This is a genomic window from Phycisphaerales bacterium, from assembly GCA_040217175.1.
Classification (GTDB): Bacteria; Planctomycetota; Phycisphaerae; order Phycisphaerales; family UBA1924; genus JAHCJI01.
In genome coordinates, this window is record JAVJNT010000001.1 from 932,698 (window position 1) to 958,722 (window position 26,025).

Consider the following 26,025-nt stretch of genomic DNA (forward strand, 5'->3'; position numbering starts at 1 on the left):
ACTGCGGACGCTCTGTCTTTCGGAAAACGCAACGCCGCGTGTCAGGCGGACGCTATCGCGACGATCATCAGGAACACGAAGAAGCCGTTGTACAAAGAGGCGATCGAGCCCAGCACGATGGCGACCCAAGCGTGGATCGCACCGCCCCACGCCTTGCCCTTCGATCGACGGCTCAGGCCGACGATGCCGAGCACCACGGCGGGAACCGCGAAGAGCAGCCCAAGCATCGGAAACAGGCCCACGATGCCGAAGTAGTAGCCGATGAGCGCGGCCGGGTTCTTGTACGGAATGATGCCGCCCGTGGCGTCCGGGGTCACGGCCCCCGGGGCTTGACCCGGGATGGCCTGCTGTTGGACCGGCGGCGGAGGCAAGGGTGGTACCGAAGGCGGGGTTTCCATGGACCACCGTTGGCCGCCACGAAGGCCGAGGCAAGGCCCGCAGATGGGGTCGGGCTTGACCCGGACGCTCTGCAGGCCCACACTTGGCACCCCGGTACGGGCAACAGGATTGCCCGATCCGGCGTATGAGACCTGCGTACGGTCCCGCCTTCTGGGCTGTTCGGCCCGTTGTCGGCATTGGTTTGGTACCGCACGAGTAACCCTTGAGTTGAGCAAAGGGGGCCCCAGATGGCCGGACGTGGTGGAGGAATGGCGATCTTCGCCGCGATTACGAGCATCCTGGTGGTGGTGCTGTTCGTGCTCACCGTGGTGTTCTACTTCCAGGCCGAGGCGGCCAAGCGCGACGTGAACAACATGGAGGCCGCAACGGCCGAGTTCATCCAGCCGGCCGAACGCTCGCAGGACCAGGTCCGCCAGCTCGTGGCCCAGGCCGCGGCCGACCGCAAGAGCCTGGTGGGCTACCTCGTCGACACCCGCCGCGACGTCATGCAGCGCGTGACCGGCGTGGGCGGCGACTCGCTGGCCCAGCTCAACGCCAAGCTCGACAGCGTGCCCGGTGCCGAAGACAGCGCCCTCCTGATGGTCGCCCGCGACGCCGTCCGCGAGAACGAAGACCTGCAGGCCCGGCTGAACCAAGCCCAGGCCGCCGTGACCCGCGCCCAGGAGAACGCCGCCAACGAGACCGCCCGGGTGGCATCGATCGAGGCCGGCTTCCAGGAAACCATCGACCGCCTGAGCGCCGAGGTCGCCGGCTACCGCGATGAGGTGGAGAGCCTCCGCAGCGAGTATGGCCAGGCTCGCCTGAGCATGGACAGCCGCGTCTCGGATATCCGCAGCCGCGCCGACGACCGCGTGTCGATCCTGGGCAGCCAGCTCGACCAGGCCCGCGCCGACTTGCGTGCTGCCGAGGAGCAGGTCCGCGAGCTTCGCGGCCAGGGCCGCAGCACGGGCGTTCGGCCTCGCCCCGAGGAGTCGCTGGTCGACGGCGTAATCGTTGCCGTCAACGAGCGCGATCGTCAGGTAACGATCAACCGCGGCTCGCGCGACAAGGTCACGCTCAACATGACCTTCGCCGCGTACAACGACGCCCAGGAGATCCGCCCCGACGCCCAGGGTAACTACCCCCGCGGCAAGGCAAACCTCGAGATCATCCGCGTGCTCGAGGATCGCTCCATCGCCCGCATCAACGGCTCGGTCGCCGGCCGCCCGCTGCTGCAGGGCGACGTCGTGGCGAATGCGGTCTACGACCCCAACAAGACCTACAAATTCGTCGTCTACGGCTTCTTCGACGCCGACGGCAACGGGATCGAGAGCTTCGGTGAGACCCGTGCGATCGAGGCGGCCATCCGAGGGTGGAACGGCGAGGTCGTCGATTCGCTCTCGGGCGACGTCGACTTCGTGGTGCTGGGTACTCGCCCGACGCTGCCGCCCCAGCCGGACATCACCGCGACGCCCGAGTACATCGAGCAGTACCAAGAAGCCCTGAATCGGGTGGAGCGCTACGACGGCCTGTTCGCCAGCGCCGTTTCGGCGGGCATCCCCGTGCTCAACCAGAACCGGTTCTACACGCTCGTGGGCAAGCCCTACGGCGACGTCCGCTAGGCTCGACCGCCAACGTCCCTCGCGGGCGCGCTATAAAACGCCGTGGCCCGCAAGAAGGACCTGCCCAACCGTGGATTGCCCGCCCCCGTCGTGATCGCCGGGATGGCGGGCGTTCGCATTTTCGTGGGTTCGCTCGCCGCTCCGCCGTGGCCGATCGTCCGCACCGTTGCCCGGTCTGCCGGTTGCTACTACGCGACGCGGGCGATGAACCGCAAGAGGCTCGACCGCGCCCGGACGCATTTGCGGATGGCCTTCCCGGATGCGAGCCCCGAGCGTGTCGAGCAGCTCGCCGTCGAGTCGTACCAGCACTTGTTCCTGCTCGGTGCCGAGATGGCCCGCAGCCCCCGCACGATGAGCACCGACAGCGTGCTGGGCCACGTCGAGTTTCACAACGTCGAGCGCGGGCTCAACGCCATCGTCTCGGGTCGCCCCTGCATCCTCATGACCGGCCACTGCGGCAACTGGGAGGTGCTGGCAACGACCGCCGCCCTCCTCGGCATCCCCATGCACGCGATCTATCGCCCGATGGACTTCGAGCCGCTCGACCGGTGGATCCGCCGGGAGCGAAGCCGGCCCGGCGTCATCATGGTCGACAAGTTCGGCGCCATGCACCAGCTTCCCAAGCTCATGGAGCAAGGCGCTTGCCCGGCCTTCGTGGCCGACCAGAACGCCGGCGATCGCGGCGTGTTCGTGCCGTACTTCGGCCGTCTGGCCAGCAGCTACAAGTCGATCGGCCTGCTGGCCATGAAGTTCGGGGCGGTCATCATCTGCGGGGCGGCCCACCGCATCCCCAGCAGCGACGGCGACACGCGGTATCGCTTCACCATCCACGACACGTTCGGCCCCGAGGACTGGTCGGAGCACCCCGACCCGGTCTTCTACCTCACCGCCCGCTACCGGCGGGCACTCGAGACCGCCGTGCGCGAGGCCCCCGAGCAATACTTGTGGATGTACCGCATCTGGAAGAGCCGCCCGCGGCACGAGCGGCTCGACAAGCCCTTTCCAGACAAGCTCAGGGAGCACCTGCGATTGCTCCCGTGGATGACCGAGGAAGAGGCCGCCGCGATCGAAGAGCGCAGCGAGCGCGACCGCGCCATCGTGCGAGAGGGCGGTCTGATTTAGTCTTGAGCGCTCCATAGCGGCCTCCGGCCGCACACTCGCTCGCGCGTAGAGTCGACACACATGAGCAGCGACGCCCCACCACCAGCCCAAACAACCATCGACGTCCGCAAGGTTGCTCGCCTGGCACGGCTCGACGTCGCCGATGCCGACGTGCCGGCGTTGACGCGCGAGCTGGCGTCGATCTTGGGCCACGCACGCGGGCTCGACGCGCTCGATCTCGACGGCGTCGAGCCGCTCTCGCACCCGAGCGACCTCGATGCGCCCCTCGCCGAGGACGTCGCCGGCGGCGAGTTGTCTCGCGACGCGCTCGAACACATCGCACCGAGCATGGATGGGTCGTTCATCGAGGTACCGAAGGTGCTGGGCGGCCAGGGCGGGGCCTGACGAGTCGCGGTCCCTCGCTACACTGGCCCATGTCCGAGCCCCCGCGACGACCAGCCGATCATCCGTCGAAGCACCGGCTGCCGACCGATACCGACGACGGCTTGCTCGTCGTCATGAGCGGCCCCAGCGGCGTTGGCAAGACGACGATCGCCCGAGCGGTCGACCGCGCGATCCCCGACGCGCTCTTCAGCGTCTCGGCTACGACGCGGGCCCAGACCAGCGCCGACGTCGAGGGCGTGGACTACCACTTCGTCGACGAGGCCGAATTCCGCGCGATGATCGAGCAAGACGAGTTTCTCGAGTGGGCCGAGGTCTTTGGTCGGCTCTACGGCACGCCCAGGGCCTGGGTCGACGAGCAGCTCCGGCGCGGCAGGGTGGTCATCTGCGATATCGACGTCGAGGGCGCCCGGCAGATCAAGGCCAAGATGCCCGATGCGCTGACGATGTTCGTCCTGCCTCCCAGCGAGGACGAGCTGCTCGAACGCCTCCGGGCCCGCAAGCGCGAGGGCGAGGACGCCATCCAGCGCCGCTTCGCCGAGGCCAAGCGCGAGATCGCCGCCGCCCGGGCCAGCGGCGTGTACGAGCACTTTCTCGTGAACGAAGACCTGGACGCTTCGATCATGCAAGCACTCGCGCTCGTGACCAACGCGCGGGCACGGACGAAACGCTAGCCACCGAGGTTGAGCAACGCCGCCTCGAGCGTGTTGCGCTCGGCGTCGGTGCGTGCGCGATTGAGCGCCGTTCGGAGGAGCGTGCGGCCCTCGCCGACGTTGCCCGATCGCGCCAGCGCCTCGGCCAGCTCACGAGCATCCTCGGCCAGCTTCTGCGGGCGCACGTGGGGCGAGAGCAGCCGGGCCATCGTGGCGGCGGCCTCGGGGTCTCGCAGTAGCGGCCGCAGGGCGTGCCAGGCCAGATCTTCGATGACCGTGCTGCCCTGCCGCGCAGCGGGCAGTCGTGCGAACATGGCGGCAACGGCCCGACGCTCGCCGGCCTCGAAGAGCGCGTGGATCGATGCCTCGGCCATGGTTACGCCGACGCGGCCGGGTTCGTCACGCAGGGTCGCAAGGGCGAGGTCGACCAGCGTTTCGTTGCGGCCGGCCATTCGCAGCAGCCACGCCGCATTGCCCAGATCGCCGGCGTCGATGGCGTCCTGGGCCAACGACTCGAGGGTCGCAGCGCCCGGGAGATCGGGCATCGTCTCGGCGGGCTTTCGCGCGCGTGGATCGAGCAACCAGAGCGGGTCGCCGAAGACCGCGAGCTTGCGGTTCTCCAGCAGCCCGTCCTCGCGGCCGGCGGCGCCGAAGGGAAACAGCGAGCCCAGCCGCGCCGCGTACGTCACCTGCGGGATGAAGCTCTGCAGGCCCGGCTCGTCGACCGACCCCATGTACGCGAAGGCGCCGCGCGACAGCCAGGCGCCGGCCACGCTCGTGTTCACGCCCGGCCGCTGGGCCGAGAAGGAGTGCACGAAATAGACCATCGCGGGCGTGCGCAGGATCGGGACGTCGCGCCCCGCGGCCGTGCCAGGCGAGAGGTGGAATTCGCTCATGCGGCCCTTGGTGTTCATCGCGATCAGGCCCGCAGCGATCGGTGATTCGGCCTCGCCGAGGAAGTTGACAAGGCCGCGCGAGCCCGCGTCGTTGATCGCGACGTCGAGCCCGATCTGCCCGTACAACTCGGCCGCCGACGAGAGGGCGTAGTTCGACCACGGCGGATCGCTCGGGTAGCTCTCGAAGAGCCACGCGCTCGTGGTCGGCAGGAAGAGGGAGGCCATCGCGTTGGCCGCCGTCACCGGCGACGAGCCGAAGACGTGGCCGCACCAGGCCCAGCGGTCGGCGTCGCGGGCGGCCGAGCCCGAGCGGCCGACGCGCGCCGTGACCGCAACCGTCCCGTGCCGTTCGCTGACCAGGCGCGCCGGCGCATTCATGCAGAGCGTGACGGCGTCGATCTCGTCGCCCAGCCCGGACCACTCGAGGCCGAGTGCCGTCAGCGAATCCTCGAGCGTCCTGCAGAACGCGTCGGCCTGCTCGTCAGAGATGGTTTGGTTGATGCCTCCGGGTGCGCTGAGCCACACGATCGGTTGCATGCGTGCGGCCGAAAGCGCCAGCGCCGCCGGCCAGGCCGCGTCGCCCTGCCCCACGACCACCACGCCCGGCGGCGGCGCATCGAGCGATCGCCAGCGGGCGATCAAGGCGGGCATGGGCTGGAGGCCCTCGGTCAGCGCTCCCCCCCACGCCCGGACGACGGCCTGCTCGATGGCTTCGCGTCGCGCCGCCGCCGTCCAGAGCTCAGCGACATCCCCGGCCGACCACCGCAGCACGCGACTGGGCTCGAAGGCGTTCACGAACCGGGCGATCGACTGGCGGGCAGCGGGCGTGCCGTCGTCGAGCAACACCGGGAAGCGGCTGGCCAGCGACCAGCGGGCGATCGCCTCGACGAAGCTCCGCTCGTCGGGCACGACGACGACGACGGGCGCGACCCCGACTGCCTGATCGACCGCCCGTACCCGAGCGCCCAACTTCTGCGCCGGCAGCAGGTCGTCGAACCGCTGCTGGCCTGGTTCGGCCTGGCGGGCAACCGCGACGGAAGCAAGAACGAGCAGCGTCAATAGTGTCCAGCATCGCATCGAACAACACTACGCCGAGGGCCCGTACCATCGGGCCGGCAGACTCGCCGCGGGCGTGGCGGAATTGGCAGACGCGCGGGATTTAGGTTCCCGTGGCCGGAAGGCCGTGCAGGTTCGATCCCTGTCGCCCGCATTGATCGGCCGATAGAGTGCCAGGAGGCCGTCCGTATCCCTGTCAACCGGCCCCGACCCGAGTGAGGATCGCAGCGTGACCCCAGAGACTTCTCCAACACGAATCGACGCAGCTCGCGACGCCGCCGCCGTGCTGGACCGCGGCGAGTTGGTGGTCCTGCGCACCGAGACGGTCTACGGGGTCTTCGCGCGCGGCGATCAGCAACGGGCCGTCGATCGGGTGCGGGCATTGCCCAGGCGGAGCGGGAGCTGGGGCACGCTGACCTGGCACGCGCCGAGCGTTGAAGCCGTGCTCGACGCCCACGAGCGTGCGTCGATCGAGGCCTCGCCCGCGTTGCGGCGCGCCATGCGGCGGGTCTGGCTCGGGCCGATCACGCTGCGCCTGCACGGCGAGGGCGTCCGGGAGCTGATCTCGGCCGCCGGACTCCTACCCGGCGTCGCGGACGCACAGGGCGACGACGGGCACGCGCTGTCGGTCCGCGTGCCCGACGATACGTGGACGGCGATGGCCTTGCAGGGTGCCGGAGGTCCGATCATCGGCGCGTCCGCAGAACCCATCGATACGGGCGAAGCGGCGACCCCGCCCGGCTCGTGCCCCAAGGGGCTCGAGCGCGTGGGCGTGGCGCTGGTGCAGGACGAGGGCACGACTCGCTTCGAGAGGCACAGCACGGTGCTGGACGTCCGGCCCGATGGCGATTGGTCGATGCGGGCCGAAGGGGCGCTTTCGATGCAACAGGTGACCGAGAAGCTGGCGACGCTCATCGTCTTCGTGTGCACGGGCAACACGTGCCGCAGCCCGATGGCACAAGCCATCGCCACCAGCCTGCTTGAACGCCGCGGGCAAGCGCACCGGGCCGTCGCAGTGTCGGCAGGCGTGGCAGCCATGAACGGCGCACGGGCCACGCCCGAGGCGGTGCTCGCCGCCGAAGCGGTCGGGGCCTCGCTGTCGGGCCACCGCAGCCAGCCGGCGAGCCAGGACCTGCTCGAAAGGGCCGACGTGGTCTACGCCATGACGAGCAGCCATGCCGATGCCGTTCGGGCTCAGATGCCGCCGGCGCAGCGTTCCAAGGTCCACACGCTCCTGGGCGGCGAAGACGTCGACGATCCCATCGGCGGGCCGCAGACGCTCTATGATGAGCTGGCGCGGACGTTCGTCGGAGCGATCGAACGCCGCCTCGAGGAACTGGGACTATGAAGATCGCCATTGGAGCCGACCACCGCGGCCACGAGGCCGCTCGCAGCCTGGCGCGGGCCCTTGAAAATATGGGCCACGAGGTCATCGTCCACAACGGCGGCGATGCCCCGGAGAATCCCCAGTCGTGTGATTACCCAGAACGAGCCCACCAAGTCGGCGGGCTCGTCGCCAGCGGTGGAGCCGACAAGGGCGTCCTGCTCTGCGGCTCGGGCATCGGCATGTGCATCGCCGCGAACAAGGTGGCCGGCGTCCGCGCGGCGCTCGTCCACGACGAGTTCACCGCGACCATGGCCAAGAGCCACAACGACGCCAACGTGCTGTGCCTCTCGGCCGACATGCTGGGGCAGCGTCTCATCGAGCGCATGGTCGAGGCGTGGATGACCGCCGAGTTCGAGGGGGGCCGACACGCCCGCCGCGTCGCCAAGATCCACGCCATCGAGCGCGGCGAGAATCCGTCGACCGTGAGCAGCGAGTCGGTCTCGGCCTAGATCCTGCCTCTATCCACCAGGCGTGCTCGCCCACCGCAGCTTGTGGATGAGCGTGTGCCAGTAGCTGCGATCAGGATTCACGACCAGGCTAAGCGGCCGGTCGCTCACCGTGACGCGCACGACGTCGCCGCGCTCGAGCGGCACCGAGTGCTGGCCGTCGAGCACGGCGCACGTGCCTGCCGTTGGTTCGTGGCCCTCGGCGTGATTCACGCGGTGCGCGACGACCTCGATGCAGCTTCGGCCCGGCACCACGATGGGCCGGAAGCTGAGCGAATGGGCTGCGATCGGCGTCACGACCATCGCCTCGAGCGTGGGTTCCAGGATGGGTCCGCCCGCGGCGGCGTTGTAGGCCGTGCTGCCGGTGGGCGTCGCGATGATCAGGCCATCGCCCGCGACGCGGGGTGCGCTTTCCGAAGGCGCGCCGTCGATGCACAGGCCAAGTTCGATCATGCGGAATGGAGCGCCGTTGCAGATCGCCACGTCGTTGATGGCGACCTGCCGGGCGATTTCCTCGCCCTTCCGCGATACGCGGGCTTCAAGCGCGGAGACCTTCCGGATCTGGCCTCGACCGGCCAGGAGGGTCGCAGCGTGCTTCGAGAACGCGTTGGCGTCGAACTCGGCCAGGAAGCCGAGCTTTCCAAAGTTGATGCCGAGCACGGCGACGCCTGCCTCCACGGCGCTCCGAGCCAGGCCCAGGATGGTGCCGTCGCCGCCCAGCACGATCGCGAGGTCGACGCCGTCCGCCAGAGCCGCGTGTTCGTCGGTCGAGTCGAATTCGCCCACCAGCCGGGCATGCGACTCGATTGCCCGGCGGACGGCTTTGGCGGCGTCGACGGCCTCAGGCTTGCCCGAGTTGACGACGAGCGAGACTCGGGTGACGGTCGGCGGGGCCGCGGGGTCGGGCATGGCGGATGCTATGGCCGCGTTCGTATCATGTCTGATGCACCACCCAGGCTCCAATCCGCTGGACATGCGGCCCGAGGACTTCGTCTGTGACTTCACGGGCCGCACGTGGGACGGGATGTTTCCCATGGTCGAGGGCCATCAGGGCAGCCTCATCTGCGGCGACGCGCTCCGGATCGCGTTCACCGAGGTCGTGCTGCTGGGCCACGATACCAAGCCCGCGGGCGCGACGTGCACGATGTGCCTCGAGGAACGCGACGACCCCGGCTGGCAGAGCCCGATGCCGGTCGGTGATCGCGACGAACCGGCGATCATCTGCCGCCGTTGCATACGCCAGAGCTCGACCCGACTGGAGAAGGATCCGGACTGGGACTGGACCAAGCCGACCCTCGACGTCCCCGCGACGCGCGATTGACGGGTGCCCTCAGGCCTGCTCACGTTCCTTCGACCGAAGGATGGCCGCCCAAAGCGTGGGGTTGACGAACAGCAGGAAGAGGCCAAGAACGCCCACGCCAAGACCGATCCAGCGGTCGGCGAAGACGGCTACCACCAGTGCCACCGTCAGCAGCAGAACGACACCGACAAACATCAAGCGGGCGACGGTCTTGGAATCCGAGTTTGGATGGGCCGGGATGCCTTCGGGCGAGGCCTCAGCGATCCGCCGCGCCCGCTCGTCAGCCACCGGCGGCGGCTGGTCGGGCTCCGACTGCGTCGAGTACTCGCGACGGTCTCGCTCCGCGTTGGCAGCGTTGGTGGCGGCCGGAGGGGCGCCATTACCCTTCTCAGGTTGTGCACTCACGAGATGAAGCCCTTTCCGGCGGAGCAGCGGTTAGCCGCTCGGCTCGTGCTTGGAGGCGATGAGCCAGATCGCATGGATCTGCCCGGGCAACCAGCCCAGGATCGTCAGGAGGATGTTGAGCCAGAAGTGCAAGCCGACACCGACCTGCAGCAGCGCCGCAACCGGTGGCAGGAAGATTGCCAGGATGATCTTGATGACGAGCAAGGCAGTGGCTCCTGTGTGGTGGCTCGCGGTCCCATCGTCTTTCGGACACTACGCCTCCTGAGCGGAGCCGTCGAGAGCCATGCCCAGGGAGTCCTCTCCCAGGAAGTGATCGAGGTGATGGGCCCGGTCTTCGACCTTCAAGAGAATCTTCTTGAGGAGCGTCTCGCTGCCAAAGTCGCCGTGCTCGGTGCACAGCCTGATCGTGCTGCGGAGCTTTGCGGCAATGTGGCCCTCGGCAGAACGATCTCGCTCGAGCATGTCGCGGATGCGGAAGACACCCTCTGGCTCGTGCTCGATGTAGGCCAGCTTCGACTGGCTCGTGGGGCTGCTCGTCGGCACCCCGCCAATTGCAGTGACGCGCTCCGCAATCGCGTCGAGTTGCTTGTGCACTTCGTTGTAGTTCTCTTCCAGGAAGTGATGGATGTCGCGGAACTGCGGCCCCTCCACGAGCCAGTGATGCTTTTGATACTGGTGGAAGAGCACGAAGAACGACGCGAGATGTGCATCGAGCTCGGGGATGATCTGCTTCGCTGATTCTTCGGGCAGATTGATCGGATTCTCTTCGATGAAGTCCGGGTCGCGCCAGGGAGTCGTACTCATTGTCTGATCCTTTCAAGTCCGTGATCAGGCCGTTTGCACGCCAGCACGTAGCGTGCATCGTGTTGATCACTAGGCGGTCGAGTTCCGCCCTGACTCTCGATCACCCCCTGAAGTGTTTGATCCCCTAGCGCGACCGAGGGATTTCCGCTTTGCGGCGTTTCGGACCTCGCTCTCGCTGCGATACAGCGCGGCCTTGGCCTGTTCGCCGAACTCGATGACGAGTAGTACGAGCAGCAGGAGCATGAGCGCCCCAAATAGAACGGGCAGGGCGTACACGCCTGAGCGACCATCGATGAAGATCGTCCGATAGCCAAGCCAAAGGCACGTCGGTACCAGAGCCAGGATGCACAGCCGTCTGGCCATACGCGAATCTTCGGTTCGCACGCTTACCGGCGGCTGAACATTACGTGAAACGCTCTTCATCTTGCGCGGGAGGTGCAGGCTCCTCTTGCTTGCGCTGCAGGCGGATCGAGAACTCGCAGCCCTTCTCGAGATTGCGTACGCGGACCTCGCCGTTGTGCAACTCAGCGATGCCGTGCGAGATCTGCAGGCCCAGACCCGTTCCGCGGCCGCGCCGCCGTTCCTCCACGCTCTGGGTAAAGGGCTCGAAGAGGCGCTCCATGACCTCGGGCGGCACACCGGGTCCAAAGTCTCGTACGCGGAAGATGACCCTCCGCTTGCGCAAAGCGCAGGTGATGCGGACGCTCGAGCCTCGCGGCGCGAAACGGATGGCGTTGCGGATGAGGTTGCCAATAGCGGTGTTGAGCAGGTCGGCATTGCCCTCGATCTTGGGCGGGTCTTCGCCGTCGTACAAGACGGGCTCGAGGCGCACGCCGTACTGCCGCGCCATCGCAACGCATCCGGCAACCGACTGCATCAGGATGTCGTTGGCATCGTGGCCCTGGGCCTGCACCGTGGTCTTGCCCTGCCGGACGCGCGTGAGCAGCAAGAAGCTCTCGACCATGCGGCCCAAGCGGTCCATCTCCTCTACTGTCGAGTGGACGAAGTCCGACAGTTCCTCGACGGTTGGCTGGCCGGCCATGAGCACCTCGCCCTCGGTGCGAACCACGCTGATGGGCGTCTTGATCTCGTGCGACACGTTGGCGAGGAAGCGGGCTTGGGCGTCGTACCCGGCCGAGATGCGTCGCATGGCTTGTGCCAACTCGTCGCGAAGGGCATCGAGCTCGGGCGCGCTATCTTCGAGCTCGATCGAGTCTTGTACGTTCTCGGCGGACAGCTCCTCGGCAAAGTGCTGCATCCGCCGGATCGGTCTCACGGCAAGGCCCGCGATGTACCATGCCGACACGCCCGAGGCGGCGACGCCCGCCGGCAAGAGCAGGAGCAGGGCGTTGGTGATGGTCCGCAGCGGAAAGCTGGCCTCACTGACCGGCGTGGCCAGGATGAGTCTCCCGGCCTCGCCGTACGGCTCGGCGGCAAAATAAAAGCCGCGAGCCCGCCCGGCATCACGCCGGCCGGCTTGGCCGAAGTCGCCGCTGTCGGTGGCGTCTCGCAGCAGATCGATTTCGACCGCATCGAAGGCGCCAAAGACCTGCACGCCCCGGCCGGCACGACCGTCGATCGCCGCGACGCGTCCGAACCAACGAAGCTGGATCTGGTCAGCGGTCAGCGTGGGAAGCAACTGGTCCGCGTCTTCGGGAGCCTCAGCGGCGATGGCGGCGGCGGCGTCGACGAGACGGGCCACGTTGTTGGCCCGCACGCTCTCGCGATGGAAGAGCACGATCAGCAGTGAGAGCGTGAGCTGCACGGCTACCGAGATCGCCACCACCCACAGCGTGATGCGTAGGCGCAGCGGCACGCGCGACCGCCACCCCCTCTGGACGGGCCCGTGGGCGTGCTCTTGGTCAGACGCCCGAGCGGGCATCGATCACGCCGAATCGATAGCCGGCGCCCTTGATCGTGTGGATGAGCTGGGTGTCGAAGCCGCGGTCGAGCTTCCTTCGGAGGGCCGAGACGTAGACGTCGATGACGTTGCTGGTGGGCTCGAAGTTCATGTCCCAGACTTTTTCGCCGATCTGGATGCGGCTCAGGACGCGATTCTGGTTGCGCATCAGGAACTCGAGCAGCGCGAACTCCTTGTTCGACAGCTCGACCTGCGTATCGCCCCGGGTCGCATGCCGGGTGTAGAGGTCCAGTTCCAGGTCGTCGCAACGAAGCACGCGGCTCTCGCTTGCCTCGCCCCGCCGCAAAATGGCCCGGATGCGGGCCAGCAACTCCTCGAACTGGAACGGCTTGGTGATGTAGTCGTCGGCGCCCGCGTCCAGGCCGTCGATCTTCTCTTCGATGGCCGACAGGGCGGTCAGCATGATCACGGGCGTCGCAACCTTGCGGCGGCGCAGGTTCCGGCAGACCTCGATGCCGTCGCGATCGGGCAGCATCAAGTCGAGTAGCACGAGGTCGTAGTTGCCACCGCTGGCGAGTTCCTCGCCTTCGTAGCCGGTGTTGGAGACATCGGCGGCGAAGCCGTGCTCGGTGAGCCCCTTCTGGATCGCGAGCGCCATCTTGGGATTATCTTCAATGACAAGGATGCGCATGCCAGGCCTCCGGACGCGAGAGCTAGTGTATTCCCGGCGTTGCCCGGCGGCAGCTACCAGCCCAGCACCCACCCGAAGATCAAGGGCGCCACGATGGTCGCGTCGCTCTCGATCATGAATTTCGGTTCACCCGCGCCGAGCTTGCCCCAGGTGATCTTCTCGTTCGGCACCGCACCGCTGTAGCCGCCGTAGCTCGTCGTCGCGTCGGACACCTGGCAGAAGTAGCTCCACCGCGGCACCCGCTTGGCGGCGTCGGCCGCGTCGCGGTAGAGGTCGTGGTTGATCGTCGGCACCACGCAGATCGGGAAGTCGCCCGCGATGCCGCCACCGATCTGGAAGAAGCCCGGGCCGCGCTGCTTGCCGGCCGCCGTCTTCTCGTACCACTCGATGAGCGAGGCCATGTAGCTGGTGCCGGCGAGCACGGCGTCCAGCGAGTATCCGCCGCGCGCGGCGTTGGCGACGAACATGTTGCCCAGCGTGCTGTCTTCCCATCCCGGTACGAAGAGCGGCAGGTCCCGTTCGGCCGCCGCCAGCATCCAGCTGTCCTTCGGGTCGATCTGGTACTCGCTCTCCAGGTCTCCGCTGCGGAGCAGGTCGTACAGGTACTGGTGCGGCAGCGACCGATCGCCCGAGTCGCTGGCGGCCTTCCAACGATCGAGCAGGTGCCCTTCGATCTTCTGCATGGCCTGCTCTTCGGGGATGCAGATATCCGTCACGCGCGGAAAGCCACCCTCGTCGAGCGCGACTTCGTCGGCCTCGGATAAGGCCCGCCAGTCGTGGATGGGCTTGTAGTGGTCGTGGGCGACGAGGTTGAAGACGTCCTCCTCGAGATTCGCGCCCGTGCAACTGATGGCGTGGACCTTGCCTCGGCGGATCATCTCGGCCAACGACCTGCCGAGCTGGGCCGTGCTCATTGCGCCGGCGAGGGTCAGGAACATCGGCGAGCCCCGGTCCAGGGTCTCCTCGTAGGCCTTGGCCGCCTTCACGACCACGCCGGCGTTGTAGTGGCGGTAGTGCCGCTCCATGAAGTCCCGCAAGGGGGTGGGGTTGGTCATCGGCGCGGCATCCTCGTGGGTCGGGGCGAGATCGAAGCTGGGCCAGCGTCCGGAAACGCGTGCATCGCCGGTGCTGGGCGGTCCGAACCGGCCACTGTAACGCCCCGGAGACCGGCGAGCGTAGTGGTCTCATGGATGCCGCGAGTCGGGCCCGCGGGGAGGTGGGCTCGCTCGCGGCGTCTTTCTTGGACTGCCCGCTTGGACTGCCAGGCGATCAACAGGAGATGCGATGATGCTCAGCAAGACGGTCCGTGGATCGACCCTCGTGGCGTTCGGCGTGCTTTTCTCGGCTCCGGCTCTGGCCGACGACGCGGTCGCATGGCCCGACGGGTTCACGCCATTCACCGGCCGCGTCGACCAGGCGGACGTCATGGGCGGGTACACGAGCGAAACGGTCCTGATCCGATTGGCGGCTGGCCGCGCGGTGGACGCTGCGGGCCTCCCGGGGGTCATCGGGCTCGAGCCGGCCTTCGACGCGGCACCGGCCGATGACGTCCTCGCCGAGCGGCACGGCCTGACCCGTCTCTATGTTGCCACGCTCGAGCCGGGCGCCGATGCGAAGCAGGCGATCATCGATCTGGGTGCACTTGCTGGCATCGAACGAGCCGAACTGCTCGGCATCGGCGGCGTGCTCGCCACGACGCCCGACGACCCCGACTTTGGCTTGCAGTACGGACTGCTCAACACCGGGCAGACGATCAACGGCGTCGTGGGCACACCGGGTGCCGACATCAACGCCAGCGAGGCGTGGGTCGTCACCACGGGCGATCCCGACGTGATCATCGCCATCGTCGACACTGGCGTGAGCCAGAGCCACCCCGACCTGCAAGACAACGTGCTGCCCGGGTACAGCTCGGTCGGCGGGAGCTGGGACGACGACATCTTCATCAGCCACGGCACGCACTGCGCGGGCATCGCCAGCGGAGACACCGACAACGGCATCGGCATCGCCGGCGTGGGCTGGGATTGCTCGATCCTCCCCGTCAAGGCGTTGGGCTTCCTCGGCACGGGCACCGAGGCCGACATTGCCGCCGGGGTGGTGTGGGCGGCCGACAACGGCGCCGACGTGATTTCGCTGAGCCTGGGCTCGCCCGACTTCGGCAGCGTGCTCGAGAATGCCTGCAACTACGCGGTCGACCTCGACGTCATCGTGGTGGCGGCCACGGGCAACACGCCGGGCGTGCCGATCTTTGCGCCTGCCAATTTCGACTCGACCATCGCCGTGGGCGCTACCGACAACCGCGACCGGATCGCGAGCTTCACCACGACGGGGCCCGAGATGACCGTGACGGCTCCGGGCGTCGACGTCTGGAGCACCTGGGACACGCTGCCCCTCTTCGGCCCTGCCGACGGGTACGCCTTCCAGAGCGGCACGTCGATGGCCACGCCGCACGTGGCAGGCACCGTGGGCCTGATGCGGAGCGTGAATCGCTCGATCTCGCCCGATCAGGTCCGCGCCATCTTCGAGGCGACCTCGGTCGACCTGGGTGCGCCGGGCTTCGATCCGACGTTCGGCTACGGCCGGATCGACGCGTTCGAGGCAGTGCTCGCCGCGGGCGGCGCCGCGCCCTGCCGGGCCGACATGGACGGCGATGGCTCGCTCACGCTCTTCGACTTCCTCGCGTTCCAGAACCTGTTCGACGCGGGCGACCTCGCCGCCGACTTCGACGGCGACGGCGACTTGACCCTGTTCGATTTCCTGGCGTTCCAGAACGAGTTCGACGCCGGGTGCTGAGGGATCGTCGGCGGCCCGGCGCTCGTTGGTGCCGTGGAGCCGACGCGACAAGGGGGTTCGACATGCTCAGGTCCATCGCAGCGGCTTCGCTGGTAGCGGTCGGTTCGTCGTGGGCGTTCGCCACGCCCTTCAACGACCTGCCCTCGTTCCTCGCGGCGGGCGGTGACGTGCAGCTCGTCGACTTCGACACGCTGCCCGACGGTTCGCCGACGGTGGTTGGAGAGCTGGGGTCGCTGTACGACGAGTACGGGCTCGAGTTTCCGCTGGGCAACTTCATCACCGACACGATCCTCGTGACCATCTCGCCGCCACGCACCTGGGATAGCGACACGCGGGTCGGGCAGGACATCGTGTTCGAGGTCAACATGACGCAGGCGGGCATCCGGGCCGTGGGTGCGCACAACGTCCGCTTCGGCTCGTTCCCCAACGGCGCGACGCTGCGGGCATTCGACGCCACGGGTGCAGAGATCGAGTCGGTCGACTCAGATGCAGACTTCGACACGCTGGACTTCTTCGGCCTCGTGACGGATGTCGACATCGCCCGCGTCACGATCACCGTCGACAACCCGATGGGCTGGGGACTGGACGATCTGTACGTCGGCGTGGGCGAGCCCTGCCGGGCCGACTTCGACGGCGATGGCTCGCTGACGATCTTCGACTTCCTGGCCTTCCAGAACGCGTTCGACGCGCGCGATCCCGCAGCCGACTTCGACGGCGACGGTGCGTTCACGATCTTCGACTTTCTCGCGTTCCAGAACGCCTTCGCGGCGGGCTGCTAGGCAGGGAGTCAGTCGCCCTCGTTCACGATGTAGGCGATCCAGGAGGCGTCCGCGTCGCCCTCGGTGGCGGGCTGGAAGTTGCCGTCACCGCCGCCGTCGCCGTCGTCGCCCTCCCAGTAGACCGTGGTCTTCGCGAAGCCGGCTTCGGCCAGCAGGTCGCGCAGCTCCGAGAGGTTCCACAGCCGCCAGTGGTAGGTGAAGGCGTTGCGCATCTCGGTGCCGTCCTTGAACTCGAAGTGGATGGCCGTGTCGAGCGTGGCGTCGATGGGGTTGTACTTGACCTGCTCCCAGATATACGTGAAGCCGCGGCACGCACGGCTCTCTTCCTGTTCCATCAGGCTCTCGTAGCCGCCGTAGCAATCCATGACGAAGAGACCGCCCGGTGCCAGGCTCTTGCGAACGGCCTTGAAGTACGACAGCAGATCGGCCCGCTGCATAAGCGCGTTGTAGCTGAAGTTCATTGCCAGGATGATGTCCATCTCGCTGCCGCGCTTGCCCGGCTCGCGCACGTCTCGGTTGCGGAGGGTCAGTCGTTCGCGCTGCTCCTCAGTAAGCTGAGAGAGCACGTGGTCGCGCCCCCACTGCAGCGTGGCCTCGTCGAGGTCGAGCCCGACGGCGATGTTCGTCGGCCGTCGGCGGACCCACTCGGCGCTCGTCTGGGCGGTGCCGCAAAAGTCCTCGCGGAGGCGGATGGCCTTGCGATCCCGGAGCGTCTGGTACGTCTCGTCGACGAAGTCGATCTCGCTCTCGACGTTCTGGACGGCGTCGGTGTAGAGCTGGTGGCGATCGGCCGTCGCGGCCGTCAGCTTCGGCGGCCGACCGGCATTCCTGCGGGCCGTGCGCTTCTTCGCGCGGGCGGACTTCGAACCGGACTTGTTCTTGGATTTATCGGCCATCGCCGACTGTAGCGGCTCAAGTCTGCCGGTGCAGGCCTCGATGAATCGACGAGGGCCTAGAGTCGCCCGGCCGGAGCTTGGCCGCGCCGCGCGAGGCGGATCGAGGGATGCGGGTCGCCCATCTGGAGCGGCCGTTCAGGGAGGATCGGCATGAAGCTGACGATGGTGGGCACGGGGTATGTTGGGCTGGTGACTGGTGTGTGCTTCGCGAACACCGGCAACGACGTCATCTGCCTCGACGTGCTGCGCGAAAAGGTCGACCAGATCAACCGCGGCGAGTGCCCGATCTACGAGCCGGGGCTCACCGAGCTCATGCAGCGCAACCTCAAGGCCGGCCGCCTCAGGGCCACCCTCGATAAGGACGAGGCCTACGAGGACGCCGAGATGATCTTCATCTGCGTGGGCACCCCCAGCGGAGCCGACGGCAAGGCCGACCTGAAGTACGTCATGCAGGCCGCCGACGACATCGCCGCCGTCATCAAGCGGCTCGGCCCGGGCCAGACGCCCAAGACCATCGTCGTCAAGAGCACCGTGCCCGTGGGCACCACGCTGGCCGTGCGGGACCGCATCCGCCAGACCGTCGGCGACATTCCCTTCACGGTGGGCGACAACCCGGAGTTCCTGAAGGAAGGCGACGCGATCATCGACTTCAACAAGCCCGATCGCGTCGTCTGCGGCGTCGAGCATCCGGAGGATCCGGACGACCTGACCACCAAGCGGTTCCAGGAGGTCTACGAGCCCTTTACCCGCAACGGGCACCCGATCTTCATCATGGACATCCCCTCGGCCGAGATGGTCAAGTACGCCAGCAACAACTTCCTGGCGACCAAGATCAGCTTCATCAACGAGATGGCGATGCTCTGCGAGCAGTTCGGCGCCAACATCAACCGCGTACGCGAGGGCATGTGCAGCGACAGCCGCATCGGCCACAAGTTCCTCTACCCGGGCCTGGGCTACGGCGGGAGCTGCTTCCCCAAGGACACGCTGGCCGTCATCGGCATGGGCGAGCAGGCCGGCTTCGACACCCAGCTTTCCAAGGCGGTTCACGACGTCAACCAGCGCCAGCGGGCGTTGTTCTTCGACAAGATCCTCGCGCACTATGGCGGCTCCTTGGCGGGCAAGACGCTGGCGTTCTGGGGCATCGCCTTCAAGCCCAACACCGACGACGTGCGTGAGGCGCCGGCCCTGACGCTCATGAAGCTCGCCCACGAGCACGGCGCGACCGTCCGGGCCTATGACTCGGTGGCCGACAAGACCGGCAAGCAGTCCCTCGACGAGATGGGCGTGCCCGCCGAAATCGTCGGCGACATGTACGACTGCCTCGAAGGCTGCGACGGCGTCGTCGTCTCCACCGACTGGGATGAGTTCAAGGCCCCCGACTTCGCACGCATGGGCCACCGCCTGGCGGAGAAGGTCATCTTCGACGGCCGCAACCTCTACAAGCGAGACCAGATGGCCGAGCTGGGCTTCAGCCACCACAGCGTGGGCCGGCCCAGCGTCCGGCAGGCCGGCGAGCCGCAAGGGGCCTGATCGGGCTCGGCTCACTCCGCCAGCGCCCAGCGTGGGCCCTACAGTCACGGCTCCCCGTCGGCCGTCGATCGGCGGGGCTGTCCCTTGGAGGTCTGAATGCCCCTGCTGCTCGCGTTGAACCCGGTGCTTTCGAACCTGCTCATGCTGGTGTTCATCGCCGTGGCGGTCATCATGATCCTCATCGTGCTGATCCAGCGGCCGTCCGGCGGCGGGCTGAGCGGCGCCTTCGGTGCTTCGAGCGGGGGCTCGGGGCAGACCGCCTTCGGCGCCAAGACCGGAGACGCCCTCACGCTCATGACCATCGCCACGTTCATCCTGTTCATCCTGACGGCGATCGTGCTGGTCTATGCCAGCCGGCCATCGTCCACCCCCACCGGCACGCCCGTGGCGGCACCCGAGGGCGAGCAGGTCCCAGCCGAACCTGCGACCGACGCGCCCGAGCCGGGCCTGGGCGACCCTGCGGATGCGCCGGCGGGCGAGACGTCAACCGACGAGCCAACGGACCCTGCCGACGGTCCGGAGACGGCCGATCCTGACCCCGAGCCCGAAACGCCAGCCAGCGGCGATCCGGAGCCCGGGTCGTGACCCGGCCTGTTCTCGTGCGGGGGCTCGCATGATCCGCAGCATGACCGGATTCGGCGACGCGCGGTTGGAGCGCGGCGGGGTGACCTACAGCCTCGAGGTCCGATCGGTCAACCATCGCTATCTCAAGGCGCAGGTCCGGCTTCCCGACGAATTCGCCCCGCTCGAAGGCGGTCTCGAAGAGACGCTTCGCGGCTTGCTCCAGCGCGGCAGCGTGACGGTGCGGTGCTCGGCCGAGGGATCGGCCAACGCTCAGGGCGGCGCGATCAACGAGTCAGTGCTCTCGGCCTACCTCGACGCCATCGACCAGGCCTCGGCAAAGGTATCTGCCGACCGAGCCACGCCAACGGTCGACATGGCGACGCTGCTCTCGCTGCCCGGGGTGCTGCATGCCGAGCCCATGGACGCGCGGCTGGCCGCGGCGAGGACGGCCTTTCAGGAGTTGCTGCCGCTCGCGTGCGACAAGCTCGTCGAGATGCGCGTGAAGGAAGGGCAGGCGCTCCACGCCGAGCTGGTCGAGCTCTGCGGCGTCGTATCGGCTAGCCTCGCGGTGGTGCAGGACCGAGCGCCCGAGGTCAGCAAGCTCTACGAGTCTCGACTGAAGGCCAGGATCGAGCAGCTCTTGCCCGAGTCGGACCCCGTCGACATCGTGCGTGAGGTTGCCGCCTATGCCGAACGCTGCGACGTGAACGAGGAGATCTCCCGCCTGAGTGGTCACGTCGAACAGTTCCTTGCCGGTATGGAAGAGGGCGGGCCCGTCGGCCGCAAGCTGGACTTCATCGCCCAAGAAATGCTGCGGGAAGCCAACACGATCGCCAGCAAGAGCCCCGATGCCGACCTTTCGCGGGCCGCCATCGACGCGAAGGCGGCGATCGACCGCATCAAAGAACAGGTCCAGAACGTCGAGTAGCGTCGTGGGCCGGGACGCACCACAGCAAGAGCAGGCTACGCCAGTCGATCCCGAGGTCCTCGCTGCGGCCGAAGCCCAAGCGGGCTTCGCGGTGGGTGAGGTGCACCATGTGCGCGTGCACTTTCCCATCGGACAGGTCACCAAGGCCGCGCCGCTGAACGCCGGCTCGCCCATGGCGCCCAAGATCGTGCTGATGGGCTCGCTCTCGGGCCCAGTCGTGCTGAAGCGGCTCGCGCCCGGGCGCGACGGACCCGAATTCGTGCACGTCATCCACTCGATCCACCGCCGGCTCGCGGCGCACGGCTTCCCGCTTGCTCCGCTGCTTCCCACGCGCGGCGGCGCGAGCGCGCTGCGGCTGGAGGGCCGGGCCTATGAGGTGTGCGGATTCGTGCGAGGCGGCAAGTGCGATCGCTCGTCGGTGCAGACGCGGCTCGCGGGCGAGGCGCTCGGTCGTTACCACGCGCTACTGGCCAATGCCCACGATCACCTCGGCGCGATGGGCCGTTCGATCGGCGAGCCGCTCACAGGCGTGTACCACGACGATGCGCGCATCCGCCGCGCACTGGCACGGCTGCCGCAAGCCCTGGACGCCCGCGGCGGCGACGAGCTGGCCGCCCGGCTCGGCTCGCTGTACGAGCGATCCGCGGCACGCGCCCGAGACGCCCTCTCGGGCGAGCGTTTCCAGATCGTTCACGGCGACTGGCACCCCGGAAACCTGCTGTTCGATCAGGACGCCATCGCGGCGGTGCTCGACCACGAGTCGGCGGGCATGGCGCCGGCGATGCTCGACATCGCCAACGGCGCACTGCAGTTCTCGCTGCAAGGGACCGGGGCCGATTTCCGACAGTGGCCCACGCCGCCGGATGCCGACAGGCTCGACGCGTTCCTGGCCGGCGTGCACGGCGGGCGGGCGATGATCGGGGTGCCGGGCGTCTCGCAGCAGTCGCTGGAAGGGCTTCCGTGGCTCATGGCCGAGGCGTTGATCGCCGAGGCGGCCGTGCCGATCGCCTCGTCGGGTGCGTTCCACGGCCGCGACCCGGCACCGTTCTTACGCATGGTGGCGCGAAAGGCCCAGTGGCTGGCCGATAACCCCGCCGACGTGCTCGACCACGCCCGGCCCTGAAGGACGCGGTACCATTGGGGCGATGTCACGCGCTCGTGGACATGTCGCCGCCGCCGTGTGCGTCTTGTGCGTGGCCGCGACCGCCGTCCGAGCACACCTGCCGCAGACGCCCGAAGACGAGGCCGCTCGCGAGGCCGTTGCCGCGCTGGCCAGCGAAAACTGGCCCGACCGCATCGCCGCCAGCAGCGAACTGATGGATCTCACCCGCGAGCTCGACCCCGCCCGCGCGTTGGGCGTGCTGGAGCGCGCATTGACCGACTGGCTCTCGGGCGAGCAGCGCGGCGACGGTGACCGAGCCGAGGTCCTCGCACGGTTCGAGCTGGCCGCGGTCGAGGCGTTCTTCGCGGCGCCGCGGGCGGGCCTCGGCATCACGTACGACTCTGCAGTCACGTCCCGAGGCGTCAGGCTGGGTGACACGGTCGAGGGATTCGACGCCCACGGCACGCTCCGTGGCGGCGACATCGTGCTGAGCCTGTCGGACGTTCCGATCGAGGCGCAATCGATGGACCTGGCCGTGGCGATCGCCTCGCACCTGCCCGGCGAGACCTGCACAATCTCGCTGTTGCGCAACGGCGAGCCCATGGAGGTCCGTGTCCGACTCGGGCGGCGAGGCGACCTCAGGGCCGCGGGCCAGCTCCGCGAGTCGGTGCTCCGGCGGGCCTGGGCGCTCCGGATGAACCGCCTGCGTGGCGGCGAAGACTCCGCCGCACTGGGCGCTGAACGGGCCCGCGCGATCACGGCGGCCCCGCCATCGGCCAACCCGCGACGGCTGCGGGTGACGATGCCAGACGTTGCGCTCGGCGGCGAGCCCGGCACGACAACGAATACCTACGCGGGCGTCGTCGCGCGATTCGCCGACGGCAATACGCCGGAAGACGCACTCCAACAAGAGCTTCGCCGCGTGCAGCGCGACCTCGCTCGGGCCTTCCAGCGGTCCAACGAAATCGAGGCGACCCTGCGTCAGCTGTTAGCCGAGGTCCGGATGACGGCAGATACGGCCGACGGCCGGGCGCACGCCCAACGGTTGCAGAAGCGGATCTCGGAGTTGCGTGAGCAACTGGCGTCGGTGCAGCAGGACCAGCGGCGGCTGGCAGATGAACGCAGCCAGATCTTGCGGGCGCTCAGCCAGTAGCCATCAAGGCTTTCGCCACACCCCGCACGTCCACGCATCCACCTCGCGTCCGCTGACCCCCTCCACTGCAACGAACGGTGTCAGCGGGTGCCACGAGAGCCCGCCGTAGGCAATGGACGCCACGCGCTCGAGGCCGGCTTGCTCCATGACCGCTCCGACATCGAGCCCCGCGGGGTGCGGGTGGGCCGCGAGCCATGCCGCGTCGTCGCGCTCGGTCGCAGTTGCCATCGACTGCACCCACGCCATGGCGGCGGGATCGACGATCCAGTCATGGTCCTGGCTGAGCTGCTGATCGATGAGGCGCTGCAATCCCTCGCAGTATGTTCGGAGCCCCGCATCGCACGGTCCGAGCTCTGCCGCCACGATGACGAGACCACCGGGCCGCAGCGCGGCCGTCGCATCGCCGACCACCGCTCGCGGGTCTGCCGAGCGGCTGAGCGCGTGCCAGAAGACCACAACGTCTACATCTGCGTCGTCGGCCGGCCGCATCGAGATCGGCAGGTCCTCGCTTGGCGCTGATCCGACCAGCCTCGTTCGGTAAGGCCGGCGTAGGAGCCCGCGGCCTCGCGGCACATCTGCCAGAACCGCCCGAAGCGGCGCCAGGTGGAACGCGGGGGGTGCCGGATCTCGTGCCACTTCGTTGCCGGCCGCGTCGATGCCCGACCATGGCAGCGCGAGCCGGCGCAGCACCGGCTCGCTCAGGCGCAGCTTTCGCACCAGGGCGTCGAACTCGTCGCTCGCGACCCTTCCAGACTCGCCCGACAGCCGATCCAGAAACGGACGACCGAACTCGATGAGCGACGCGACGATGCGTCGGTTGTCGGCGGTCTTCTGCTGCTCGTGCACCCGCATGCACGCGACGGGATGGTCGATCGACTCGAACCGCGCCCCGGCCTCGAGCAGCCCGAGCCACATTTCGTGGTCCATCGTGAAGTGATTGGCTTCGTTGAGCCCACCGATGCGCGCGAAGAGATCGCGGTCGAAGAAGGCCTCGGGTTGCACGATGAGTTGCCCCGCGAACCACCTCGTTCGCAGGCGGAGCAGGTTGGCCGCGTCGATGGGGTCGGGAGGCGTGGGCGCAAAGATCGTGTTACCGTCCTCGACGAAGCGGCAGCGGCCGACGAGCACATCCGGAGCGTCCTCAGCCGCGAGCCGCTCGAGCATCGGGCCGAGGGCGCCGGGCTCGAGCCAATCGTCGGCATTGAGCCACGTAGCGAAGCGCCCGGTCGCGTGGTCGAGCACGCCCCGATTGATCGCGGCGCTCTGGCCGCCGTCGGGCGCGCTCTGCCAATGCGTGAGATGGGTCGCATCCTCGAGCAGGGCAACCGTGCCGTCGGTGCTGCCGCCGTCCATGACGATGTGCTCGACGCCCCAACGCTGGGCCTCGGGCGTTGCGAGCTCGCGGGCGACCGACTCGAGGCACTCGGCGAGGTACTGCCCCTGGTTCAGCGACGGCGTCACGATGGAGAGCAGCGGCGCGGGCACGGCGGGGCGAGTCTACGACCGGTCGGCCGGGCCGTCCGCGGCCGATCCGTCGACGAAGCTCACGCCTTGACGGGAGCGGTCGACCGAGAGGCGGAGGACGTCAGGCCTCGCGTAGTGGCCCGAGGGATCGAAGTTCTGCCGCTCGGCCAGGACGGTGCTCGGATCGAGGTCGACGACGAGCAGTTCCTCTTTGCCCACGACCGGAGGGAGGACCCACTCGCCATCCGGACCGGCGACGCACGAGCCGCCGTCGTAGAAGCAGCCGTGCGAGACGCCTCGATCGATCCAGGACGCGCGGTGCGGCACATGCTCGGGCACGTCGGCGGGCCGGATGATCGCGCTGGCCGACACCACGTAGCTTCGTCCTTCGCGGGCGATGAAGCGGGTGATGTCCTTCGTGAGACGCTCGCAGCCGGGCCAGAGGGCGACGTGCAGGTCGACGCCCTGGTCGTGCAGGGCCGAACGGGCCAGCGGCATCCAGTTCTCCCAGCAGTTCAGCACGCCCATCGTGAACGGGCCAACGCGATGGGCGCGCAGGCCGTGGCCGTCTCCGGCGCCCCAGGCCAGCCGTTCCTCGTAGGTCGGTACGAGCTTGCGGTGGATGCTGCGGATCTCGCCGGCGTCGTCGATCACGACGGCGCTGCAGTAGATCGTGTGGCCGCCGCGGTCTTCGGCGCGTTCGGCAATGCCGATCGCGACCGTGGTGCGCGAACGCCTGGCCGCTTCCTGGATGGGTTCGAGGTGGCCCGCGCCGATCTGCACGGCCTGATCGAGGTATGCGGCATGGACGTCCTTGACGTCGGCGGCGTCGAAGCGCGAGGCGTCCTGGCGGGCGAGCCACAGCGGGTAGGCCGGCACGAACGTCTCGCCGAACGCGACGAGCGCAGCACCCGCCCGGCCCGCGTCGTCGATGGCCTTGACGACGCGCTCGATGGTGGTGCTGCGGTCGAGCAGCACCGGAGCGATCTGGGCGATGGCGACCTTGATCACGACTCATGCTCCTGCATCCCGAATGGCTCGGTGGCGTCGGTCCAAGCCCGCAGGGCGGACGCGGCGGCGCCGGTGGCATCTCGCAGCGAGCGAACGTCGGCAACGACCGTTACATTCGGGGCCGAGATCGAGAGCGCGGCGGCGTAGGCCGGCACGTCGAGTGTGCCGCCAGCCGAGCCTACCGGCACGTGGCCCGAGACGCCCGCGTCGCGCAGCCGGGCGGTCACGAGGCGGTCGCCGAACTGCGTCGCGGCCTTGGGCGCGCTCTGGTTGGCCATGATGGCCAGGGACGGGTCGAGGCCGAGATCACCCGTCTCGCGCGCGGGCCAGGCGTAGTCGGCCACGGCGACTTCGTGCCTGCGGGCGGCCGCTTCGATGACGGTGATCGCTTCGGGATTCGGCTCGACCGGCAGCACCACGCTCACAATCGCTCGCGTTTCGACGAGGGCCGTCAGCTCCCGTGCCAGGCCGATGGCGTCGACGATGGCCTCGGTCGCGCGCTCGACGTTCGGGCCCTCGGCAAGGTGCGCTGGTGGCAGCCACAGGTCGAAGCCCGTGCAGCGGAGCTGGTGGCGGCGCAGCAGGGCGGCGAGATCCCGGCGGGCCGAGCGATCGAGCGATCTGGGCCGCGTCTGCGGATGCGTCGCATCGAGCTGGACGGCCCGGTAGCCAAGCTCGGCGGCGAGCGCCACCGCCTCGCGCGCGGAGCCGTCGCGCCAGGCGCATAGGCCGAGCCCGAGCATCGCGTTGGAACCCTGCTGGAACACCCAATGTTGTAGGCCACGCGCGGCCGGACGCGGCGCTGG

27 protein-coding genes and 1 tRNA gene are annotated in these 26,025 nt (G+C 68.3%); 15 read left to right on the top strand and 13 right to left on the bottom strand.

From position 1 onward, the window contains the following. Nucleotides 1–41 precede the first annotated feature (41 nt). The gene (locus RIA68_04020; GenBank protein MEQ8316602.1) at nucleotides 42–317 is read right to left on the bottom strand and encodes a hypothetical protein; all 276 of its coding nucleotides are present in this window, start codon (nucleotides 315–317) and stop codon (nucleotides 42–44) included. Nucleotides 318–626: 309 nt separating this feature from the next. Between RIA68_04020 and RIA68_04025 the strand changes: the two genes are divergently transcribed. From RIA68_04025 to gmk, 4 genes are read left to right on the top strand one after another with little or no spacing between them, the layout of a single operon-like run. Beyond that, complete coding sequence (locus RIA68_04025; protein MEQ8316603.1) at nucleotides 627–2,000, top strand: hypothetical protein; 1,374 nt, start codon at nucleotides 627–629, stop codon at nucleotides 1,998–2,000. Between the two features lie 42 nt (nucleotides 2,001–2,042). After that, nucleotides 2,043–3,122, top strand: a complete 1,080-nt coding sequence (locus RIA68_04030; GenBank protein MEQ8316604.1) for a lysophospholipid acyltransferase family protein — start codon at nucleotides 2,043–2,045, stop codon at nucleotides 3,120–3,122. A gap of 60 nt (nucleotides 3,123–3,182) precedes the next feature. After that, a complete protein-coding gene (gene gatC, locus RIA68_04035) occupies nucleotides 3,183–3,506 on the top strand; it encodes an Asp-tRNA(Asn)/Glu-tRNA(Gln) amidotransferase subunit GatC (GenBank protein MEQ8316605.1) in 324 nt (107 codons plus the stop codon). A gap of 29 nt (nucleotides 3,507–3,535) precedes the next feature. Next, on the top strand, nucleotides 3,536–4,177 hold the full coding sequence (gmk, locus tag RIA68_04040; GenBank protein ID MEQ8316606.1) for a guanylate kinase: 642 nt from the start codon (nucleotides 3,536–3,538) through the stop codon (nucleotides 4,175–4,177). Here gmk and RIA68_04045 read toward each other — a convergent pair. Beyond that, nucleotides 4,174–6,129: a hypothetical protein gene (locus RIA68_04045; GenBank protein ID MEQ8316607.1), complete on the bottom strand. Its 1,956-nt coding sequence runs from the start codon at nucleotides 6,127–6,129 to the stop codon at nucleotides 4,174–4,176. The two genes, gmk and RIA68_04045, sit on opposite strands and share 4 nt — an antisense overlap. A 49-nt stretch (nucleotides 6,130–6,178) precedes the next feature. Between RIA68_04045 and RIA68_04050 the strand changes: the two genes are divergently transcribed. The 3 genes from RIA68_04050 (at nucleotide 6,179) to rpiB (ending at nucleotide 7,944) form a co-directional block, all read left to right on the top strand. Further along, nucleotides 6,179–6,262: transfer RNA gene (locus RIA68_04050), tRNA-Leu, on the top strand. A 75-nt stretch (nucleotides 6,263–6,337) separates the two neighbouring features. Next, a complete protein-coding gene (locus tag RIA68_04055) occupies nucleotides 6,338–7,456 on the top strand; it encodes a Sua5/YciO/YrdC/YwlC family protein (GenBank protein MEQ8316608.1) in 1,119 nt (372 codons plus the stop codon). Then, on the top strand, nucleotides 7,453–7,944 hold the full coding sequence (gene rpiB, locus RIA68_04060; GenBank protein MEQ8316609.1) for a ribose 5-phosphate isomerase B: 492 nt from the start codon (nucleotides 7,453–7,455) through the stop codon (nucleotides 7,942–7,944). The genes RIA68_04055 and rpiB overlap by 4 nt, the downstream gene beginning before the upstream one ends. Nucleotides 7,945–7,953: 9 nt before the next feature. On the opposite strand, the gene RIA68_04065 is transcribed toward rpiB, so the two are convergent. Further along, the gene (locus RIA68_04065; GenBank protein MEQ8316610.1) at nucleotides 7,954–8,850 is read right to left on the bottom strand and encodes an NAD(+)/NADH kinase; all 897 of its coding nucleotides are present in this window, start codon (nucleotides 8,848–8,850) and stop codon (nucleotides 7,954–7,956) included. Between the two features lie 34 nt (nucleotides 8,851–8,884). On the opposite strand from RIA68_04065, the gene RIA68_04070 reads away from it, so the two are divergent. Further along, a complete protein-coding gene (locus RIA68_04070) occupies nucleotides 8,885–9,262 on the top strand; it encodes a hypothetical protein (GenBank protein ID MEQ8316611.1) in 378 nt (125 codons plus the stop codon). Nucleotides 9,263–9,271: 9 nt separating this feature from the next. On the opposite strand, the gene RIA68_04075 is transcribed toward RIA68_04070, so the two are convergent. The 6 genes from RIA68_04075 to RIA68_04100 form a co-directional block, all read right to left on the bottom strand. Then, a complete protein-coding gene (locus RIA68_04075) occupies nucleotides 9,272–9,646 on the bottom strand; it encodes a hypothetical protein (GenBank protein ID MEQ8316612.1) in 375 nt (124 codons plus the stop codon). Between the two features lie 30 nt (nucleotides 9,647–9,676). Further along, complete coding sequence (locus tag RIA68_04080; protein ID MEQ8316613.1) at nucleotides 9,677–9,850, bottom strand: YqaE/Pmp3 family membrane protein; 174 nt, start codon at nucleotides 9,848–9,850, stop codon at nucleotides 9,677–9,679. Between the two features lie 48 nt (nucleotides 9,851–9,898). Next, nucleotides 9,899–10,450 carry a DNA starvation/stationary phase protection protein DpsA gene (dpsA, locus tag RIA68_04085; protein MEQ8316614.1) on the bottom strand — a complete coding sequence of 184 codons (552 nt, stop codon included), beginning with the start codon at nucleotides 10,448–10,450 and terminating at the stop codon, nucleotides 9,899–9,901. A 403-nt stretch (nucleotides 10,451–10,853) separates the two neighbouring features. Then, nucleotides 10,854–12,266 carry a HAMP domain-containing sensor histidine kinase gene (locus RIA68_04090; GenBank protein MEQ8316615.1) on the bottom strand — a complete coding sequence of 471 codons (1,413 nt, stop codon included), beginning with the start codon at nucleotides 12,264–12,266 and terminating at the stop codon, nucleotides 10,854–10,856. 46 nt (nucleotides 12,267–12,312) lie between these two features. Further along, complete coding sequence (locus RIA68_04095) at nucleotides 12,313–13,002, bottom strand: response regulator transcription factor (protein MEQ8316616.1); 690 nt, start codon at nucleotides 13,000–13,002, stop codon at nucleotides 12,313–12,315. A 53-nt stretch (nucleotides 13,003–13,055) separates the two neighbouring features. Next, a complete protein-coding gene (locus RIA68_04100; protein ID MEQ8316617.1) occupies nucleotides 13,056–14,057 on the bottom strand; it encodes a deoxyhypusine synthase family protein in 1,002 nt (333 codons plus the stop codon). A gap of 232 nt (nucleotides 14,058–14,289) precedes the next feature. Between RIA68_04100 and RIA68_04105 the strand changes: the two genes are divergently transcribed. Together RIA68_04105 and RIA68_04110 are read left to right on the top strand one after the other, a co-directional pair. After that, nucleotides 14,290–15,792, top strand: a complete 1,503-nt coding sequence (locus RIA68_04105; GenBank protein ID MEQ8316618.1) for a S8 family serine peptidase — start codon at nucleotides 14,290–14,292, stop codon at nucleotides 15,790–15,792. Nucleotides 15,793–15,854: 62 nt separating this feature from the next. Continuing rightward, complete coding sequence (locus RIA68_04110) at nucleotides 15,855–16,571, top strand: GC-type dockerin domain-anchored protein (GenBank protein ID MEQ8316619.1); 717 nt, start codon at nucleotides 15,855–15,857, stop codon at nucleotides 16,569–16,571. A gap of 8 nt (nucleotides 16,572–16,579) precedes the next feature. Here the strand turns inward: RIA68_04110 and RIA68_04115 are convergent, their stop codons facing one another. Further along, on the bottom strand, nucleotides 16,580–17,467 hold the full coding sequence (locus RIA68_04115) for a class I SAM-dependent methyltransferase (GenBank protein MEQ8316620.1): 888 nt from the start codon (nucleotides 17,465–17,467) through the stop codon (nucleotides 16,580–16,582). A gap of 150 nt (nucleotides 17,468–17,617) precedes the next feature. Here RIA68_04115 and RIA68_04120 point away from each other — a divergent pair, with 150 nt between their 5' ends. The 5 genes from RIA68_04120 to RIA68_04140 all read left to right on the top strand — a co-directional run bounded on the left by RIA68_04120 (nucleotide 17,618) and on the right by RIA68_04140 (nucleotide 22,744). Further along, a complete protein-coding gene (locus RIA68_04120; GenBank protein ID MEQ8316621.1) occupies nucleotides 17,618–18,997 on the top strand; it encodes a UDP-glucose/GDP-mannose dehydrogenase family protein in 1,380 nt (459 codons plus the stop codon). A gap of 96 nt (nucleotides 18,998–19,093) precedes the next feature. Beyond that, a complete protein-coding gene (gene secG / locus RIA68_04125) occupies nucleotides 19,094–19,582 on the top strand; it encodes a preprotein translocase subunit SecG (GenBank protein ID MEQ8316622.1) in 489 nt (162 codons plus the stop codon). A gap of 28 nt (nucleotides 19,583–19,610) precedes the next feature. Further along, complete coding sequence (locus RIA68_04130; protein MEQ8316623.1) at nucleotides 19,611–20,489, top strand: YicC/YloC family endoribonuclease; 879 nt, start codon at nucleotides 19,611–19,613, stop codon at nucleotides 20,487–20,489. A gap of 4 nt (nucleotides 20,490–20,493) precedes the next feature. Next, on the top strand, nucleotides 20,494–21,612 hold the full coding sequence (locus RIA68_04135) for a phosphotransferase (protein ID MEQ8316624.1): 1,119 nt from the start codon (nucleotides 20,494–20,496) through the stop codon (nucleotides 21,610–21,612). 22 nt (nucleotides 21,613–21,634) lie between these two features. Next, entirely contained in the window at nucleotides 21,635–22,744 is a 1,110-nt protein-coding gene (locus RIA68_04140; GenBank protein ID MEQ8316625.1) for a PDZ domain-containing protein, read from the top strand. A gap of 3 nt (nucleotides 22,745–22,747) precedes the next feature. On the opposite strand, the gene RIA68_04145 is transcribed toward RIA68_04140, so the two are convergent. The 3 genes from RIA68_04145 to RIA68_04155 are packed head-to-tail and all read right to left on the bottom strand — an operon-like array spanning nucleotide 22,748 to nucleotide 25,986. Further along, on the bottom strand, nucleotides 22,748–24,229 hold the full coding sequence (locus RIA68_04145; GenBank protein ID MEQ8316626.1) for a glycosyltransferase family 2 protein: 1,482 nt from the start codon (nucleotides 24,227–24,229) through the stop codon (nucleotides 22,748–22,750). A gap of 12 nt (nucleotides 24,230–24,241) precedes the next feature. Next, a complete protein-coding gene (locus tag RIA68_04150) occupies nucleotides 24,242–25,219 on the bottom strand; it encodes a carbon-nitrogen hydrolase family protein (protein MEQ8316627.1) in 978 nt (325 codons plus the stop codon). Continuing rightward, nucleotides 25,216–25,986: a hypothetical protein gene (locus RIA68_04155; GenBank protein MEQ8316628.1), complete on the bottom strand. Its 771-nt coding sequence runs from the start codon at nucleotides 25,984–25,986 to the stop codon at nucleotides 25,216–25,218. The genes RIA68_04150 and RIA68_04155 overlap by 4 nt, the downstream gene beginning before the upstream one ends. Nucleotides 25,987–26,025: the final 39 nt, after the last annotated feature.

What these genes read in the sequence shown, in the direction of transcription:
- RIA68_04100 (MEQ8316617.1), bottom strand. Translation starts at nt 14,057, where the DNA reads ATGACCAACCCCACCCCCTTGCGGGACTTCATGGAGCGGCACTACCGC.
- RIA68_04105 (MEQ8316618.1), top strand. Translation starts at nt 14,290, where the DNA reads ATGCTCAGCAAGACGGTCCGTGGATCGACCCTCGTGGCGTTCGGCGTG.
- RIA68_04025 (MEQ8316603.1), top strand. Translation starts at nt 627, where the DNA reads ATGGCCGGACGTGGTGGAGGAATGGCGATCTTCGCCGCGATTACGAGC.
- dpsA (MEQ8316614.1), bottom strand. Translation starts at nt 10,450, where the DNA reads ATGAGTACGACTCCCTGGCGCGACCCGGACTTCATCGAAGAGAATCCG.
- rpiB (MEQ8316609.1), top strand. Translation starts at nt 7,453, where the DNA reads ATGAAGATCGCCATTGGAGCCGACCACCGCGGCCACGAGGCCGCTCGC.
- gatC (MEQ8316605.1), top strand. Translation starts at nt 3,183, where the DNA reads ATGAGCAGCGACGCCCCACCACCAGCCCAAACAACCATCGACGTCCGC.
- RIA68_04140 (MEQ8316625.1), top strand. Translation starts at nt 21,635, where the DNA reads ATGTCACGCGCTCGTGGACATGTCGCCGCCGCCGTGTGCGTCTTGTGC.
- gmk (MEQ8316606.1), top strand. Translation starts at nt 3,536, where the DNA reads ATGTCCGAGCCCCCGCGACGACCAGCCGATCATCCGTCGAAGCACCGG.
- RIA68_04045 (MEQ8316607.1), bottom strand. Translation starts at nt 6,129, where the DNA reads ATGCGATGCTGGACACTATTGACGCTGCTCGTTCTTGCTTCCGTCGCG.
- RIA68_04070 (MEQ8316611.1), top strand. Translation starts at nt 8,885, where the DNA reads ATGCACCACCCAGGCTCCAATCCGCTGGACATGCGGCCCGAGGACTTC.
- secG (MEQ8316622.1), top strand. Translation starts at nt 19,094, where the DNA reads ATGCCCCTGCTGCTCGCGTTGAACCCGGTGCTTTCGAACCTGCTCATG.
- RIA68_04110 (MEQ8316619.1), top strand. Translation starts at nt 15,855, where the DNA reads ATGCTCAGGTCCATCGCAGCGGCTTCGCTGGTAGCGGTCGGTTCGTCG.
- RIA68_04130 (MEQ8316623.1), top strand. Translation starts at nt 19,611, where the DNA reads ATGATCCGCAGCATGACCGGATTCGGCGACGCGCGGTTGGAGCGCGGC.
- RIA68_04065 (MEQ8316610.1), bottom strand. Translation starts at nt 8,850, where the DNA reads ATGCCCGACCCCGCGGCCCCGCCGACCGTCACCCGAGTCTCGCTCGTC.
- RIA68_04115 (MEQ8316620.1), bottom strand. Translation starts at nt 17,467, where the DNA reads ATGGCCGATAAATCCAAGAACAAGTCCGGTTCGAAGTCCGCCCGCGCG.
- RIA68_04120 (MEQ8316621.1), top strand. Translation starts at nt 17,618, where the DNA reads ATGAAGCTGACGATGGTGGGCACGGGGTATGTTGGGCTGGTGACTGGT.
- RIA68_04095 (MEQ8316616.1), bottom strand. Translation starts at nt 13,002, where the DNA reads ATGCGCATCCTTGTCATTGAAGATAATCCCAAGATGGCGCTCGCGATC.